At 63.5% G+C, this 15,509-nt stretch carries 18 protein-coding genes; 13 read left to right on the plus strand and 5 right to left on the minus strand.

Features of this window, described 5'->3' with window-relative positions:
* The first annotated feature begins 7 nt into the window (after positions 1-7).
* Both MHX63_RS03005 and MHX63_RS03010 read left to right on the plus strand, forming a co-directional pair.
* A complete protein-coding gene (locus MHX63_RS03005; protein ID WP_034984519.1) occupies positions 8-475 on the plus strand; it encodes a RidA family protein in 468 nt (155 codons plus the stop codon).
* A gap of 28 nt (positions 476-503) precedes the next feature.
* A complete protein-coding gene (locus MHX63_RS03010) occupies positions 504-1,334 on the plus strand; it encodes an MBL fold metallo-hydrolase (RefSeq protein WP_239387189.1) in 831 nt (276 codons plus the stop codon).
* A 35-nt stretch (positions 1,335-1,369) separates the two neighbouring features.
* Here MHX63_RS03010 and glxR read toward each other — a convergent pair whose 3' ends face one another.
* The gene (gene glxR, locus MHX63_RS03015) at positions 1,370-2,053 is read right to left on the minus strand and encodes a CRP-like cAMP-activated global transcriptional regulator GlxR (RefSeq protein WP_239387190.1); all 684 of its coding nucleotides are present in this window, start codon (positions 2,051-2,053) and stop codon (positions 1,370-1,372) included.
* 213 nt (positions 2,054-2,266) lie between these two features.
* Between glxR and nth the strand changes: the two genes are divergently transcribed.
* Genes nth through MHX63_RS03035 form a run of 4 tightly spaced genes read left to right on the plus strand, consistent with a single transcriptional unit; the run spans position 2,267 to position 5,879 of the window.
* A complete protein-coding gene (nth, locus tag MHX63_RS03020) occupies positions 2,267-3,091 on the plus strand; it encodes an endonuclease III (RefSeq protein WP_239387191.1) in 825 nt (274 codons plus the stop codon).
* 9 nt (positions 3,092-3,100) lie between these two features.
* On the plus strand, positions 3,101-3,778 hold the full coding sequence (locus MHX63_RS03025; RefSeq protein ID WP_239387192.1) for a TlpA disulfide reductase family protein: 678 nt from the start codon (positions 3,101-3,103) through the stop codon (positions 3,776-3,778).
* Positions 3,775-4,665 (plus strand): CoA pyrophosphatase, encoded by an 891-nt coding sequence (locus tag MHX63_RS03030; RefSeq protein WP_239387193.1) that lies wholly within the window; start codon positions 3,775-3,777, stop codon positions 4,663-4,665. The genes MHX63_RS03025 and MHX63_RS03030 overlap by 4 nt, the downstream gene beginning before the upstream one ends.
* Complete coding sequence (locus MHX63_RS03035) at positions 4,662-5,879, plus strand: MarP family serine protease (protein WP_239387194.1); 1,218 nt, start codon at positions 4,662-4,664, stop codon at positions 5,877-5,879. Before MHX63_RS03030 ends, MHX63_RS03035 begins: the two co-directional genes overlap by 4 nt.
* A 5-nt stretch (positions 5,880-5,884) precedes the next feature.
* Here MHX63_RS03035 and MHX63_RS03040 read toward each other — a convergent pair whose 3' ends face one another.
* Together MHX63_RS03040 and MHX63_RS03045 are read right to left on the minus strand one after the other, a co-directional pair.
* The gene (locus tag MHX63_RS03040) at positions 5,885-6,805 is read right to left on the minus strand and encodes an alpha/beta fold hydrolase (protein ID WP_239387195.1); all 921 of its coding nucleotides are present in this window, start codon (positions 6,803-6,805) and stop codon (positions 5,885-5,887) included.
* Positions 6,806-6,823: 18 nt separating this feature from the next.
* A complete protein-coding gene (locus MHX63_RS03045) occupies positions 6,824-7,333 on the minus strand; it encodes a phage holin family protein (RefSeq protein ID WP_239387196.1) in 510 nt (169 codons plus the stop codon).
* Between the two features lie 94 nt (positions 7,334-7,427).
* Here MHX63_RS03045 and MHX63_RS03050 point away from each other — a divergent pair, with 94 nt between their 5' ends.
* Positions 7,428-8,213, plus strand: a complete 786-nt coding sequence (locus MHX63_RS03050) for an oxidoreductase (protein WP_239387197.1) — start codon at positions 7,428-7,430, stop codon at positions 8,211-8,213.
* 9 nt (positions 8,214-8,222) lie between these two features.
* On the opposite strand, the gene MHX63_RS03055 is transcribed toward MHX63_RS03050, so the two are convergent.
* Entirely contained in the window at positions 8,223-9,068 is an 846-nt protein-coding gene (locus MHX63_RS03055) for an HAD family phosphatase (protein WP_239387361.1), read from the minus strand.
* A gap of 157 nt (positions 9,069-9,225) precedes the next feature.
* Between MHX63_RS03055 and MHX63_RS03060 the strand changes: the two genes are divergently transcribed.
* From MHX63_RS03060 to MHX63_RS03085, 6 genes are all read left to right on the plus strand, one after another.
* Positions 9,226-10,431 (plus strand): hypothetical protein, encoded by a 1,206-nt coding sequence (locus MHX63_RS03060; RefSeq protein ID WP_239387198.1) that lies wholly within the window; start codon positions 9,226-9,228, stop codon positions 10,429-10,431.
* A 27-nt stretch (positions 10,432-10,458) separates the two neighbouring features.
* A complete protein-coding gene (locus MHX63_RS03065; protein ID WP_239387199.1) occupies positions 10,459-11,652 on the plus strand; it encodes a TadA family conjugal transfer-associated ATPase in 1,194 nt (397 codons plus the stop codon).
* Positions 11,649-12,773, plus strand: coding sequence for a type II secretion system F family protein (locus tag MHX63_RS03070; protein ID WP_239387200.1), 1,125 nt, complete (start codon positions 11,649-11,651; stop codon positions 12,771-12,773). Before MHX63_RS03065 ends, MHX63_RS03070 begins: the two co-directional genes overlap by 4 nt.
* A gap of 132 nt (positions 12,774-12,905) precedes the next feature.
* A complete protein-coding gene (locus MHX63_RS10400; RefSeq protein ID WP_255710250.1) occupies positions 12,906-13,265 on the plus strand; it encodes a DUF4244 domain-containing protein in 360 nt (119 codons plus the stop codon).
* A 124-nt stretch (positions 13,266-13,389) separates the two neighbouring features.
* Positions 13,390-13,698 (plus strand): hypothetical protein, encoded by a 309-nt coding sequence (locus MHX63_RS03080; protein ID WP_239387201.1) that lies wholly within the window; start codon positions 13,390-13,392, stop codon positions 13,696-13,698.
* 19 nt (positions 13,699-13,717) lie between these two features.
* Complete coding sequence (locus MHX63_RS03085; protein ID WP_239387202.1) at positions 13,718-14,041, plus strand: Rv3654c family TadE-like protein; 324 nt, start codon at positions 13,718-13,720, stop codon at positions 14,039-14,041.
* Between the two features lie 68 nt (positions 14,042-14,109).
* Here MHX63_RS03085 and MHX63_RS03090 read toward each other — a convergent pair whose 3' ends face one another.
* Positions 14,110-15,450: a lipase family protein gene (locus MHX63_RS03090; RefSeq protein ID WP_239387203.1), complete on the minus strand. Its 1,341-nt coding sequence runs from the start codon at positions 15,448-15,450 to the stop codon at positions 14,110-14,112.
* Positions 15,451-15,509: the final 59 nt, after the last annotated feature.

Here is a 15,509-nt window from a genome sequence, read left to right on the forward strand (position 1 = left end):
CAACAAAATGGCACAGCAGAACTTTCGCCAGAAACTAGAAGAACTCGGCCTGCAGCTACCGCCGGTAGCAGCACCCGTCGCCGCCTATGTGCCGGCCGTACGCAGTGGAAATATCGTCTACACCTCTGGTCAGCTGCCTTTTGTGGACGGCAAGCTGCCCGTCACGGGGCTGGTCGGCGCTGAGGTGACCGAGGAGCAGGCCTATGACGCCGCCCGTACCGCCGCGCTGAACGCCATTGCCGCGATCGACGACCTGGTGGGGATCGATAATATCGAGCGGATCGTGAAGGTCAATGGATTCGTAGCCTCCACCGCAGACTTTGGTGGGCAACCAGGCGTGATCAACGGCGCCTCCGAACTATTGGGCGAAATCTTTGGTGAAGCCGGAGTGCATGCCCGCGCCGCAGTCGGTGTGGCCGCACTGCCGTTGAATGCCCCCGTAGAGGTAGAGATCGTCGCGCAGATCAGCGCATAATTTCGCGGTTCGATCTACACTGGGAGGCATGAAGCACCCCGCTTATAGTCAACTACGTCCAGTAACCCCTAACGTCGGCGTCGTTCTCGCGCCGAACCCTAGCTACGCCGCTCTGGAGGGCACGAACTCCTGGGTGATTAGGGGAGAAAACGACACAGTATCCGTTGTGGTGGATCCGGGTCCGCAGGACGAGGGTCACCTGAATGTGCTGAATACCAAGGCCACCGAGGGCGGTGCGGAGATTGGCGTTGTGCTGCTGACCCACCGCCACGCCGACCACGCCAACGGCGCGCAGCGCTTCCGCCAGATTTCCGGTGTGCCGGTTCGCGCTTTCGATAAGCAGTACTGCATCGCAGCCGACGAGCTGAAGGATGGGGAGATCATCTCCTTCGAGGGACTTACCCCCACCATCGAGGTAGTCCACTGCCCGGGCCACACTTCCGACTGCGTTGCCTTCTTTATTCACTCCAATGGCGGCACTGACGATTCCGACGTGGAGGGCATTCTCACCGGCGATACCCTCGCCGGTCGCCACACCACCATGATCTCGGAGACCGACGGTGACTTGGGTGCTTACCTGGAGACCCTAGCCAAGCTGCGCGAGCGTGGCCAGGATAAGCCGTTGCTGCCTGGCCACGGCCCGGATCTACCGAACCTGGCGGAGGTTGCACAGAAGTACATCGACCGTCGCGAGCAGCGCCTGGAGCAAGTCAAGGATGCCCTGAAGAAGCTGGGTGATGACGCTTCGGTGAACGAGATTGTCGATGAGATCTACACGGATGTGGATCCGGTGTTGCGTGATGCTGCGGCGCAGTCCACGCGCGTGACGCTGCGCTTCCTGCGCGGCGACGAGGACTAGTGCAGACTAGCGGAGCCTAGCGACCGGCTTTCTGTCTAGCGGGCGCGCTTGGCCAGGCGCTCAGTATCGGAGATAAGCACGGACTTGCCCTCCAGGCGGATCCAGCCGCGATGGGCAAACTCTGCTAGCGCCTTGTTCACGGTTTCGCGGGAGGCGCCGACCAGCTGGGCGATCTCCTCCTGAGTAAGGTCGTGGTGCACACGCAGAGCGGTACCCTCCTGGGTGCCGAAACGGTTCGCCAGTTGCAGCAGGGCCTTGGCTACGCGGCCGGGAACATCCGTGAAAATAAGGTCTGCCAGGGAATTATTGGTGCGGCGCAGGCGGCGGGCCAGCACGCGCAGCAGCTGTTCGGCGATCTCCGGGTGCTCGCTGATCCAGTTGTGCAGCATCGTGGAGTCCATCGTCGCCGCGTGCAGCTCCGTCACGCAGATGGCGGACGAGGTGCGCGGACCTGGGTCGAAGATGGACAGCTCGCCGAACATGTCGGAGGGGCCCATGACGGTCAGCAGGTTCTCGCGCCCATCCACCGAGTGGCGGGCGAGCTTCACTTTGCCGCTGATGATGATGTACAGCCGGTCGCCCGGTTCGCCCTCGTCGAAGATGGTGGTGCCACGAGGAAAATTGACGGTATCCAGTTGCTCGATGAGGGTGCGTACTGCGGTGGGTTCAACACCCTGGAAGATGCCTGCCCTCGATAGTATGTCGGATACTTCTGCCATCCTTAGTTTCACTTCCGTTTCTGGCATCGCGGTGGCGCGGGTGGCCACCTCACCTGTGTAGCGTACATCACGCCAAATATGTATCGTTCGTCTCTTTGCTTAGATCATACCCAACTATGTCACAGCACGATTCGGGGTGAAGGTACATTTGAAAATATTATAAGCTGCCGCTTTTGCTCGCAGAGCTTCTTTTTCGTCGAAGTGGAAGGTTCTATGACTCGCCACATTGCCCAGTCCAGCCATCCTAGCCAGCCAACCCTGCCGCGCATCGGCGCGCACATTGCTGCAAAGGGTAAGGAAACCCCGTTGGGTCGTAAGCGCCGCGCTCGGAAGATTAACCGCATGCTCGCCGATGCCTACCCAGGCGCACACTGCGAGCTGGATTTTAACAATCCCCTTGAGTTGCTGGTGGCCACCGTCCTGTCCGCACAGTGCACCGATAAGCGCGTCAATGCCGTCACCCCTGCACTGTTCCGCCGCTACCCCACAGCCGCCGACTACGCGGAGGCGAACCTCGAGGATGTCGAGCAGCTCATCAAATCCACCGGATTCTACCGTTCGAAGGCGAAGAGCATCGTGGGCCTCGGCCAGGCCATCGTGGAAAAGCACGGTGGTGAAGTCCCCGGCACCCTCGAGCAATTGGTGATGCTCCCCGGTGTGGGGCGCAAAACCGCAAACGTGGTACTGGGAAACGCCTTTGGGGTGCCGGGCATTACCGTGGATACGCACCTGGGGCGCCTGGCTCGCCGCTGGAAGCTCACGGAACACGACGACCCAGTGCAGGTCGAGCGCGACCTCATGGAGCTAATCGAGCGCAAGGAATGGACCCTCTATTCCCACCGGGCGATCTTCCACGGTCGCCGGATCTGCCACTCGCGCAGGGCGGCCTGCGGCGCCTGCTTTTTGGCGGGGCAGTGCCCTAGCTTCGGGATGGCGGGACCGGCTGACCCTGAGGTGGCGTCAACAATGATTAAGTCCGACGACCGCGACCACCTGCTAGAAATGGCGGGGTTTGGGGTAGGCGGCCAGGTAGACTGATTCTTCGTTATGTCTGCACCTGTCGAACACTCCGCCCGCACGCGCGCGATCATCATCGCGGTCACGCTGGTTATTGGCATCGCGATTCTTTGCGTGCCGCTGATTGCCGCGTTGCGCGATGATTCTACGGACGACGCAAGTGCGCCTACTTCTTCTGTGGAGGATGGCACCCCCTCGGCCCCAGCAGACAACGGGCCTGTCGAGGTAGCGAACGAGGTCCGCTGCCCAGAGGGTGAAGGTGAGGTGACCGTGAGCCCCAAGGCGGAGCTGAAGGACGTGTACCTTCCGTGCCTGACAGAGGGCAGTGTAGGCGAGTCGCAGACCTCCCTGGCTGAACGCCTGGCGGGCAAGCCCGCGGTCGTGAACGTCTGGGCCTGGTGGTGCGCCCCATGCCGCGAGGAACTGCCGGTGCTGCAAGAACTCGCCGAACAGCACCCCGAGTGGAATGTCGTGGGAGTCCACCTGGATGCCAAGGGGCAGGCCGGTGCGGACATGCTGCGCGACCTGGAGGTGGATAAGCTGCCCAGCTTCCAGGATTCCAACCACACCTTCGACTCCGCGGCGAACCTGCCAAAGGTGGTGCCGTTGACTGTGGTCTATAACCCGGACGGCACTCGCGCGCACCTGTACGCGCAGACCTTCCGCAGTTCCGAAGAAATGGAAAAGGCGGTGCAGGAGGTTCTATGACCAGATCGCGTTCGCAGCCGAACAACCACCTAGATCGGTGGCTCGCACGCATGCAGAAACAGCCGGAGATGCCCGCCGACCTACCCGAATGGCTGCGCGACTTCGCCCGCAACTGCCGCGAGGTGGACATCCACCAGTACCTCAACGATTCCGCCCGGATCGTGCCGGAGGTCGACGAGCACGGCCGCCCGCCACGCTATTCGGCGGTGCTGGTTCTTCTTTCTGGAGACGCCACCTTCTCCCGCCCCGCCGGAACAATAGGCAGGCAGGCCATCCCCGCCGACGCAACCATGCTTTTGACCCACCGCGCGCCGACCATGCGCAACCACAGTGGGCAGGTGGCCTTCCCCGGCGGGCGTTTGGAGGAATCCGACGCCGGGCCGGTGGAGACCGCCCTGCGGGAGGCCCAGGAGGAAACGGGGCTGAACCCGGATACCGTGGAGCCGTTTGCAGTGCTACAGCCGATCTATATTGATCGTTCAAATTTCGCAGTGGTGCCGGTGGTGGCGTGGTGGCGTCAACCCCATGCGGTAAGCTGCCCTACAACCGAAAACGATTGGGTCGAGCCCTACCCCCTGGGCGAGCTAGTGAACCCGGAGCGGCGCTTCGAGGTGGGCTTTGCCGGCTGGCGCGGGCCGGCCTGGAACCTGCACATCGGCGAGAAAAACCCGCTGGTTCTGTGGGGCTTCACCGGTGGGGTGATCAGCGCCCTGCTGCGCCGTGCGGGCTGGGAGGAACCCTGGTCCAGTGGCGGCGATAGCGGTGCCGAGGGGCCGTGGAACCTCTTCGAGACGCTGGCCGGTTCCGCCAATGGCGAGGCACTCAGCGAGATGCGGGAAGGGTTCGACAGGGCCAACGAGATGGGCAGAAACGGAGGCGCACCTTGAGCGGAGCGACGGGGTCGATGATCCTTGACATTGTGCTGGTGTTCGTTTGCCTCGGCGCGGCGATCTCCGGGTACCGGCAAGGCGGTTTTAGCGCCACGCTGAGCTTCGTCGGGGTGGCCCTGGGCGGCTACTTGGGTCTGAAACTGATTCCGGTCGCCGTGCACTTTGCCGAGGATAAAGTGCCTGATAGCGCCAGCGCACGCTTCTTCGCAGCACTGCTCACCGTGACTGTCGTGGTGGTGATCTGCTACGCCATCGGCTCCGGCATAGGCGCGAAACTGCGGGATAATATCCGCACACGGGAGGCCCTAAGGGCGGATTCCGTCGTCGGTTCCATCGTGCAGGTTTTTACAACGCTGCTGATCGTGTGGTTGATCCTCGTGCTGATCGCCACCGGGAACGTCGGCGGCTTTGGAAAGACGATCAAGGGAAGCAAGATCCTCAGCGCGGTGGGCAACGCCGCCCCGGTGTGGTTCAAGCAGCTGCCCGCGCAGACCTCGCAGCTGATCAACGACTCGGGTTTCCCGATGATCGCCGACCCGATGGAGAATCTGCCTACCGCGGAGGTCGACCCGCCGGACAACGCGCTGATGCGATCCCCGGCGGTGCAGAACACCCGTGACAGTGTGCTGCGCGTGGTTGGTCAGGCGGAACAGTGCAGCCGGATGCTGCAGGGCACCGGCTGGGTGGTTGCCGAGGATACGGTGATGACTAACGCGCACGTGGTAGCCGGAACTAACGAGGTCACGCTGATGACGAAGGACGGCCCGCGTGAAGCACGGGTGGTGTACTACAACCCGCAGGTGGACATCGCCCTGCTCCGTAGCGAGAACCTGCCCTTTGTGCCGATGAAGTGGGCCGAAGGTGAGGGGCAGCAGGGCCAGGACGCGATCGTCATGGGCTACCCCAACGGCGGGCCGTTTAAGGCCACCCCTGCCCGCATCCGCGAGAAGTTCGTGGTCAGCGGTCCAAACATCTATGCGGATGAGCGGGTGGAGCGCGAGGCGTATTCGCTGCGCGGTGCCGTGGTGCAGGGCAATTCCGGCGGCCCGCTGATCGACAAGGACGGCCACGTGCTGGGAGTCGTGTTTGGTGCCGACATCAACGAGGAGGACACCGGCTACGCCCTAACCAGGGAAGAAGTCATGAAGCACGTCGGGGACGTAACTTCGCACCAAGGCAGCCCGGCGACGGGCGCCTGCGTGGCGGAATAGCGACTTTAAATGCGCAGGTGCTCGCGGAGCAGCTCCGCGACGCACGGCGGATCCTCCACGTGCGGGTAGTGCCCCACGCCGAAAAGCACCTTGTGCTCGGCGGTATCGGCCTTCTGGGCGGACTTTTGTGCCAGGGATTCGTCGTAGATGGGATCCATGCTGCCGTCCACCGCCAGCAGCGGCACCGGCGTGGTCGCAGGGAAGGTCCGCTCGAAGCGTATTGCCTCGGGTCGGAAGCGGCTGCGGAAAGGCCAGCGCAGGTACTCGCAGGAAAGGTGCGCCACTTTATCCACCTGCATCGCTTCGCGGCGGAGTGCGGCGCTGCGGAAGTAGGCGTCCGTATCCCTAAAACCCGGGGCTACACCCGCCCTAAAGATCTTTTCGGCCGCCGCGGCGTTATCGGCCAACAGCTTGCGCTCCGGAAGGCGCGGTAGCTGAGCGGACAGCAGACGGTGAGCGAAGTGCGGCTGCGAGAACGGTTGGATCAGGATCCGGCGGAAACGCAGCAGCGGATTGATGGCGGAAAGGGTTACGAAGCTACGGACGCGCTCCGGGTTGTGAGCCACCAAAGTCCAGGCGACCATGCCGCCGTAGCCGTGGCCAACGACGGTGGCGGTGGTGTGCCCCAGGCCGCGGATCACCCCAGCCATGTCGCTGGCGGCGGTGGTGAGGTCGTAACCGCGCGGGGTCTTATCCGAGCGGCCATAGCCGCGCAGATCCACGGCGGCCAGGCGCAGATGCTCACCCGCGAGTTGCTGCATCAGCGGGCGCCAGTCGAAAGCGCCACCGCCGAAACCGTGGATCAGCAGCACCAATGGTGCGTTGCGGGAGCCTTGTACGTCTACGCGAAGACGCACACCCCGCGAATGCACGAAGGTGGCATGCGGGGTGTGCGGATCTGCAGCGTGAGAATCTTCGGAAGTCATCTCAGGCGCGCGGGGGATTTAGGTGTACATTCCCGGCTGGCGCGCGGAGGAAGAGCTGTTGCCCTTCTGCGGGATAACGGTCTTCAGCTCGCCGACGGACTCGATGGTCTTCTCCGGCTTCTTCACGCCCTTGACCTGCTTCAGTCCAACCAGAGCCAGGATGGCAACCAGAACCAGCATGAACAGGAAGACGACCAGGAAGGCCGCCCAACGCCACATGAAGGTATCCAGTGCCTCGGCGATGGTGAAGAAGAGGAAGAAGGAGCTGTAGGCCAGGATGATGGCGGCAGCGCCGAACAGGCCCACGCCGATGCCGGCCTTCTTGGCGGAAGTAGCGATCTCGGTCTTTGCCAGCTCGACCTCGGAACGAACCAGGGAGGAAACCTGCGCGGAGGCATCCTTCACCAGGTCACTGATGCTGGCCTGACCCTTGGCATGGCTATCCACGTCCGACAGCGGAATAGCATTAACCTTCGGGTTAAAGCTATCGCGGTCGGTGAACATGCCATCGTGATCGTTGTTGCTCACTGTTAAAACTCCTGGGGGTTACACCTAATTGACTCCCCCTAGTTTGCCAGACCACGGGGAAGATTGCGCGCGCGGGTGCATTATTGTCTTAAATATGTCTGACAATTCTGCGCAAGACCCTCTCGCTGGACTGGCCGAACTGCCCGGAGTGCCGGAGGCAGTGGCCCAAGCCAACGACCACCTGGCGCGCCTGCACCGCCACCCCGCCAACCTGCGTGGCTGGGATGTCACGGGTGCGGAATCGGTGTTGCGCGGCGCGCGTGCCTCGGCGCAGCTGGACGGTGGTTCCCCGCGCCTGCCAGAGGACGGCCAGGTGGAGGACCCGATCTTGGCCGGCGCCCTGCGTGCCGCGGAGCTGCTGGCGCCGGACGGTGTGACGGAGACGGTGACCACCTGGCGGCGCGCCCCGCTGCAGATCATCGCGCGTATCAACGCGGTTGCTAGCCCGCAGATGTCCGACCCGGCGTTTCGTCAGAAGGCCGCGGGGGATGCGGAGTTCCTGGTGCCGGGTCGCCCCCGCCGCTCCACGGATGCGCGCCTGCAGCTGCTGGGCAAGTTCATCACCGGTGGCACCAAGGTGAACGCGACGGTGCTGTCCGCCGTGATCCACGGTGAGCTGCTGGCGTTGCAGCCTTTCGCGGATGCCACCGGCGTGACCGCCCGCGCCTGCTCCCGCCTGGCTACCGTCGCCACTGGCCTGGATCCCCGCGGCCTGGGCGTGCCGGAGGTCTGGTGGAACCGTCGGCGCGACGAGTACCAGGCAAAGGCCGAGGGATTCGCCAGCGGCACCCCGGAGGGCGTGGCTGAATGGATTGTTTTCCACGCCATGGGCCTGTCCGAAGGGTCGCTGGAGGGCAAGTCGATCGCGGACGCGAAGTAAAGGTTGCCGCTAGGCCTCGTCTGAACCTTCCTCGTGGCCTTCCTCGCGCCCGCGCCACCACATCGCCAGACCGGTCGCGGCAATGCCAAGCAGAGCCAGGGTGGCACCCGCGCCGGCGATCACCGCTGCCTGCGGGAACAGTGGTTCCGGGCGGATGAACTGGCGGATCGGCCACTCGGCCTCCGTCGCCTGTTTCTTCAGGGGACGGTCCGGGTTCACAGCAACCGGGTTGCCCACCAGCTTTAGCATGGGGATGTCTGTGGCGGCGTCAGAATAAGCGTAGCTTTGCCCCAGGTCGTAGCCGTGTTTACGGGCGAGCTCTAGGATGCGCTCGACTTTCGCATGCCCCTTGTTGAAGTGCGTGACGGCGCCGGTGAAGCGCCCATCTTTTTCCTCTAGCTCGGTGGCGAAGAGGTGGTCCACGCCGAGTTCCTTGGCGATGGGCTGCACCATGACGGAGGCCGAGGCGGTCACGATGGCGATGCGGTGGCCCATCTTCCGGTGCCATTCGATCAGTTCGCGCGCTTCGGCGTAGATGAATGGGGTGATGACTTCCTGCAGGGCGTCTTGGGCGACCTGACGCAGGGGTTCGGATTCGCGATCCTTGATGATCCTGGTTAGGGCTTCTTTTGTGGATTCCAAACTCTCTTCGGAGTGGGTGGAGAGCATGTAGTTGCCCAGCATCGCCATCATCTTCAGCACCTCGCCGGTGTTGAGCAGACCGCGTTCGGCCATCGGACGGCGGTAGGCCAGGGATGCCGACGTGTCGATGATGGTCTTATCGAGGTCGAAAATGGCCAAAACTCGCTTTGCGACCTTTGCGCGCGGTGGGTCTTGGTGCTGGTTCACATGCATCATTCTAGTGAAATCGCACCACTTATGTCACTCTCACCTTTTTGCGTTTCGGGTTATTCACAGGGTCTAGGCCCTTTTTTATGACGCCAACCCGACTTTTCCACAGCTAAAAAACCAGGGGTACTTTTGCAAGCGCGCAGCTGGGAGCCTGTGGTTCATGGGAGCAGGGAAGTCAGTAAAGCAGAGCAAGGCAGCAGCCAAGAAGGCAAAAACAGCAGCCAAGAACAAGGGGTGGGAGCGGCCGGTAGAGCTCCGGCCGGTGATCGTGGACATCGCGGATCCGCTGTGGAATAACGAGGCACGCATGGTCGTGGCGGTGACCCGCCGGCCGATGATTATCCACGATGGTACGGAGGAATTCGAGACAAACCTGCTCAGCGAGCTAGATCGGAAAGACGGGTTTACCTGCCAAAACTCGGCAATTGTGCTGAGCGATAGGGAAAGCGAGTTGACCCACCACCGACTGGTGCGAGCGATCCGGGTGGATCAGCTGGAGCCCTCCCTGGATGCCGGTGGGGCGATGATCTTGGCGGAGATGATCGGATCCAATGACGCAGTGCGGATCGCAGTGAGCTCCGCCGTCGGTGGGGCCGGGTCCAGTCTGTTCGCGGCGCAGCTGGCTTATTACATGTCCTGCGAAGGAAGGCCCGCGGTATTGCTGGACGCCGACCCGCACTCCTGTGGCTTGGATCTGGTGCTGGGTAAGGAGCGGCGACCGGGGCTGACCCGCAATCAGATTCCCGCCGACTGCGACTTCGACCAACTGCGCAGCCATCTACTGATGCTCGGATTCGACAGCGCGGGCGGAAAGAAGATCAGCGCGGACAGCGGGGCCGTTCCCGTAATCTACGCCGACCGCTACCCGGCTTTCGACGCGCACAGCGGTGGCAGGGGACTGGACGTGGGCCAGCTGGCCGGATTGATGCATGCGGATGACCTGGTGGTGGACTGTGGGCGCAGCCTGCCAGTGGCCGATAGCGCGAGCGCCGGATGGCAGGAGCAATGGGGTGAAGGGGAACCTGACGTGCACATCCTAGTGGCACCTTTAACCATCCAGGGAGTGACCGCCGTAAGCGCGCTGCGGAACCGGATGCTGGAAAACGACCGAACCAAGCCGCTGATTGTGTTGCGGGAAGTCCCCGGTGCTTCCACCTCCGTAGCCGTCGCCGCGATGATGATGGACGAAGTTCCCGTAGCGGTGATTCGCCACGACGACCAGTGCACTCCCGCCCTTGACCGAGGCGAGGCCGAGTACTGGATTGAAAGCTCGCTGAAGCACGACCGCGCCCGCGGGCCGGTGCGCGAGGTGTGGGAGAAGATCCAGCACATTGTCGGCAACTGCGCGTTACCAATCGCGAGCTAGGGGATAACAGGGACGGGGGAGACGCAGGTGGCGTCACTAAGAAGGAAGAACAAGAACAGCCAGCCGGAACCAGAGCGCGGGCTGCTGGCGGTCGTGCGCGACGACCTGGCCGAACAGGGGATTAGCAGGCCGGACGAGCGCGACCTTTCGCGCAGCCTGCACCTGATCGGAAAGGCGAGTGTAGAGAACGTGCGGACTCTGCAGCGAGAGTTCAGTGGGCTGGGGCCGCTGGCGGGGCCGCTGCAGGATACGCAGGTGACGGACGTGGTGCTCAACGGGGATGGCAGTGTGTGGGCGGATCGGGGCGAGGGCATGCAGCCCATAGACGGGATGCAGATCGGCGCGGAGGCGGCGCGCGACCTGGCGGTGCGGATGGCGACGCTGTGCGGGGAGCGGCTGGACGAGGCCCGGCCCTTTGCCGACGGGGTGCTGCGCCAGCTGCCGCCGGACGTACCGGCGCAGGCAATTCGAGTACATACGTTGCTGGCTCCGCCGGCGGCGGGTGGCAGTTGTATTAGCTTGCGCGCGATTAAAGGACAGCAGAACTCTCTGGATGCGCTGGTGCAAGGTGGCCTGGCCAGTCAGGAGATGGCGGGCGTGCTGCGGTGGATCGTTCGCGCGCGACGGAACATCCTCATTAGCGGCGGAACGGGCGCGGGGAAGACCACCCTGCTGGCCGCATTGTTGGCGGAGGTGGCCTACGACCAGCGGCTGCTTGTAGTGGAGGACACCCCGGAGCTGCTGATCGACCATCCTCACGTGGTGGCGCTGGCGACCCGCGAGGGCAATGCGGAAGGGGCAGGCGCGATCTCCATGACTGCACTGGTGAAGCAGAGTCTGCGCATGCGCCCCGACCGCATCGTGGTGGGAGAAATCCGCGGCCCCGAAGTGGCGGACCTGCTGGTCGCCCTGAACACTGGGCATGCGGGCAGTGCGGGCACCATCCACGCGAACGACCCGGCAAGTGTGCCAGGGCGGCTGGAGGCGCTGGGTGCGATGGCCGGGCTGGATCGGATTGCACTGACCCGCCAGGTAATCGACGGAATAGACGTTGTATTGCATGTTTCCCGCACGGAGCAGGGAAGACGGTTGACGCACATCGGGCGGCTAGTCGGCGACGAGCGGGCGCGCATCGAGGTGCTGTGGCACTGGCGCGACGGCGTCCGTGAGGGGTTTGAGGAGTTCAGAGATGAGCTGGGTTGTGGAAGGGGAGCGCTATGATTCCAGCACTTGCGGTGGTGGCGGCCGCATTGATGGTGGCCTTCACCCTCAAGATCGTGGTGGGGCGGATGATGAAGACCCGTCGGCAGATGAAAAACCTAGCCGAGGTGCGGGATGCGGTGGATTCCATCGCCCGCGAAGTAGCTGCAGGCGCCCGCCCCCTGGAAGCCGTCGAGCACGCGGCTGAGGGGTTGAAGTCCGAGGCGCTGCGTCACGAGCTGGACGTCGCCTGCGTGAAGGTGCGTCTGGGCGCAGCGCCGGGCGCAGAGTCTGCTAGTTCCGCGCCGGGCAGCGACACCCCTCGATTCCTGGCCCATCTATTTCACATTTGGGGCATTTCCCACCGCCACGGCGTGGGGTTGTCAGCGCTGGCACGGGCACACGTGACCGACATTGATGCGCAGCTGGCGCACATCTCCAAGTCGACCGCCGCGACGGCGGGCGCGCGGCTAACGGTCACGGTGCTGCTGGCACTTCCGGTTGGCGCGGTGGCGTTGGGACAGAGCAGCGGGCTGGGCACGCTGACTTTCCTGCTGACGAATGTGCTGGGAGTACTGCTTTTCTTGGCCGGGGTGGGGTTGGTGTGCGCCGGCATCCTGTGGACGGAGCATCTGAGCGAATCGCTGACCACATCACCGCTGGGCGGAGTGGGTGTGCGGGCCGGACCTGCCGGCTCCACACCCTTGGGTCCGCTGGACGCGGCCCGCGCCCTCGACGTTTCCGCGGCTGCGCTGCGTGCTGGAAAGGCATTGTTGCCAGCCTGGGACGTGGGGGTGGGGCAGCTAATCCAGGACGGTGAACACGATGGGGAAGGGGAGCTCGGCCGCGCCATGGCGCTGCTGAACCTCGGTGGAGGAAAAGACGCCTGGCTTACGCTGGCCGAGCATTCCCTCTTTGGCCCCATCGCCCGCCAAGCGGCGCAGCAAACCCGCGCCGGAACATCGCTTGCCGATGGGATGCATCAACAGGCCGAACACCTCCGCCGTGTTGCCGCCGACAAGGCAACCGCCGGAGCCGAGAAGGTCTTGATCGCCTTGGCGGCACCACTGACCCTCTGCTTCCTCCCAGCCTTCGTCTTCGTCGGCTTGATACCGCTGGCCATCGGAATGGCCTCGCTCTAGGAGCTATGGGCACCGACGCGAGGTGAGGGCCACTCCCGGAGAAGCAACGCACACCGACATCCGACATCTACCGATCACAACTCACTCAACACGGCGGCGCGCCTTTCGTGCCGCCGGGGAAGGACACTGACCATGACTACTCCAACCATCACCGTGCCAACCACCCTCACTCCAACTACACCCACGTCAACCGCTTTCACGCCGGATGTGGCGCCGGAGCAATTCCAACCTGCGCCGGTCAAGACGGATCCGAGCATTGGAATCTCGGAAGAAACGTATTCAGACCTGCACCCAGTTACCCGTTGGTGGAACCAGATTATTGGTGCTATCTATAGTCGATACGCCGATGAGAGGGGCATGTCCACGGTGGAATACGCATTGGGCTGCGTGGCGGCAGCCGCCCTCGGAGCGCTGCTATACACCGTCGTGACCTCGGACACCGTCGAGCAGGCACTCAGTGGAATCTTCGATAGGGCACTGAACACGAAGTAGCCCGGAAGGCTCCTCGCTAGCCTCCGGGGTTACACAGCGCCCCCGCGTTCCTGAGCTCTTCAAGGCTCGGGCGCGTGGGGGCGTCACTAAAAATATGCACAACAATCTTTAACTAGGAACGAACATGAACACAGTCGAAGGCGCCATCGTCCTGTCCGCCATAACGCTCGTCGCGGGTGGATCCGCCGCGGGATTGGTCACCATGTCGCAGGCCGCCACGGCGCAATCGCTGGCGCGGACCGTAGCCCGAGCCGAAGCGCGCGGCGGCGATGGGGTTGCGCTCGCCAGACAGATTGACGCCACCGCTGACGTCTCCACATCCCGCGAAGGTAGTGCGGAATCGCCGCTTGTGCGGGTGAAAGTCATCAAGGACGGGGCACTGTTCGACGTTCACGGCGAGGCCGTCACGCTGGTGGAGCCCGACGGAGAATAGGGAAGGTGGAGACGAGCTCATGAGCACCGTCTATGGGGCGATGATCACGCTCGGCATCCTGTCGGTGGTTTCTCTGTTGGCGTTCGGCAGCGCCATGCTGGGGCACAAGGAGCAGGCAAGCACGGCCGCGGACCTGGCCGCGCTATCGGCGGCGATGGTGGTGCAGACGGGCGAGGACGAGCCGTGCGAAACGGCGCGAAGCATCGCCGACGCCAACGGAGCCGACGTGGAAAGCTGCGAGGTCAAAGGCGAGTTCGTGACGGTGAACGTCACCACCCGCATGGGCTCGAACTCGCGCATCCTTCCGCAGAAGGCGCAGGCCACTGCCGGGCCGGCGGAGTAGTCAGGCAGCGTACTGCGGGCGTACCGCGATGTGGCGCGGGGCGTGGCACAAAGCCGCGCTTACGCAGGCTAAGCGTTGCGGAACAAGTTCGCCAGGAACGGGGTGGAGTGCACCTGCGAGGCGGGGACGGTCCCGCCGTGGTCGGTGGGATACCAGTGCACCTCCACCCGCTGGTTACGGCTGCGCATATCCCCGACGAACTGGTTGATCCACATGTCCGTATTCAAGATGATGCCGATAGGGGTGGGTACGTCCATATCCTTCAGACCGTGGCCCAGGAAAACCGGCTTATCGTAGCCAGTCGCAGGAGTTTGCATGAATTCACGCAACGCGGGCTCCAGGCCCGGCACCTCGCGAAGCGGCTTCGAAAACGCCCGCGCGACATTGGTGCCTTTCAGCGCCTCAGAAAGCTCTGGATAACAAGAATCCTCAGCGGCCTTTACCATGCGTTTGCCCTCGTCGGTCAGGGCGGAATCGACGTCCACGTTCGGGTTGGCCTCCCGGAACGCCGCGACAATATACATCGCGTAAGTGTTCAACCCTGCCGGCAAGGGAACGGGCGGGAAGGTCGGGCTGCCCGCCAATACGATCTCCTCTACATAAGCCGGAGCGCCCGTGGCTACCGTGCCCAGGAAGTTCAGGTTCGCCTGTTGGCTCCGTTTCGTGGCGCGCAAAGCGACGTGCAGGGCCGCGCCGCCGCCCTGGGACTGGCCAATGACCGCCCAGTTGCGGGAAAGTTTCTGGCCACCCTGCTTCGCCGCAGGCAGATCCTGCGCGGCGATTACGGAATCCACCACGTTAGCGGCAGTGGACTTGCCGTTGAGGTAACTCATCAGTCCCTCAGTTCCCATACCCGCATAGTCACTAGCGACGATCGCATAACCCTGGTTGAGCCAATGATTCAGATAGTCCTGATCCCGCTGGGAACGCGGATTCATCGACGGAGTGCACTGATCCGCCAAGCCCACCGTTCCATGCGCCCAGGCCAACACCGGCCAGCCGCCAGCCGGAGCCTTGCCCTTCGGAAAGAACACCGCGCCGGTGGAAGGCGCCACCGCCCCGTGCTGGTTGGTCGTCGAGTAGCTAAAACGGAACTGCTGACTAGCAGCGGTCAAGCCGACAGCCGGGTCGAGCGGAACCGTGTTCATCAGCGCTCCTGCCTTAGCTGGAACCGCGCCGATCTTCAGCCCACTATCCACCGGATTGCCCGCGAAGGGAGCCGGGGTGCGCATCGGCTCGCCCTTGTTGACCAGCGCGGAAGCGCTCGACTGGAGCCCAGACGGCGCCGCGGACTGCGCGGTGGCCACCCCGCCCATCCCGGACAACGCAAACAACGACATTGTGGCGGCGATGCTCGCCTTGACACCCCGCCGGAACCCATTGTGATTTTTCCCAGGAAAAGACTTCATGCGGAAAAGTATATTCTTAGGCAAGCCGGGATGTGCGCGTCCCAAAGAAAAACAGTGAA

The sequence above is a fragment of the Corynebacterium sp. ACRQK genome, from assembly GCF_022345965.1.
Lineage (GTDB): Bacteria > Actinomycetota > Actinomycetes > Mycobacteriales > Mycobacteriaceae > Corynebacterium.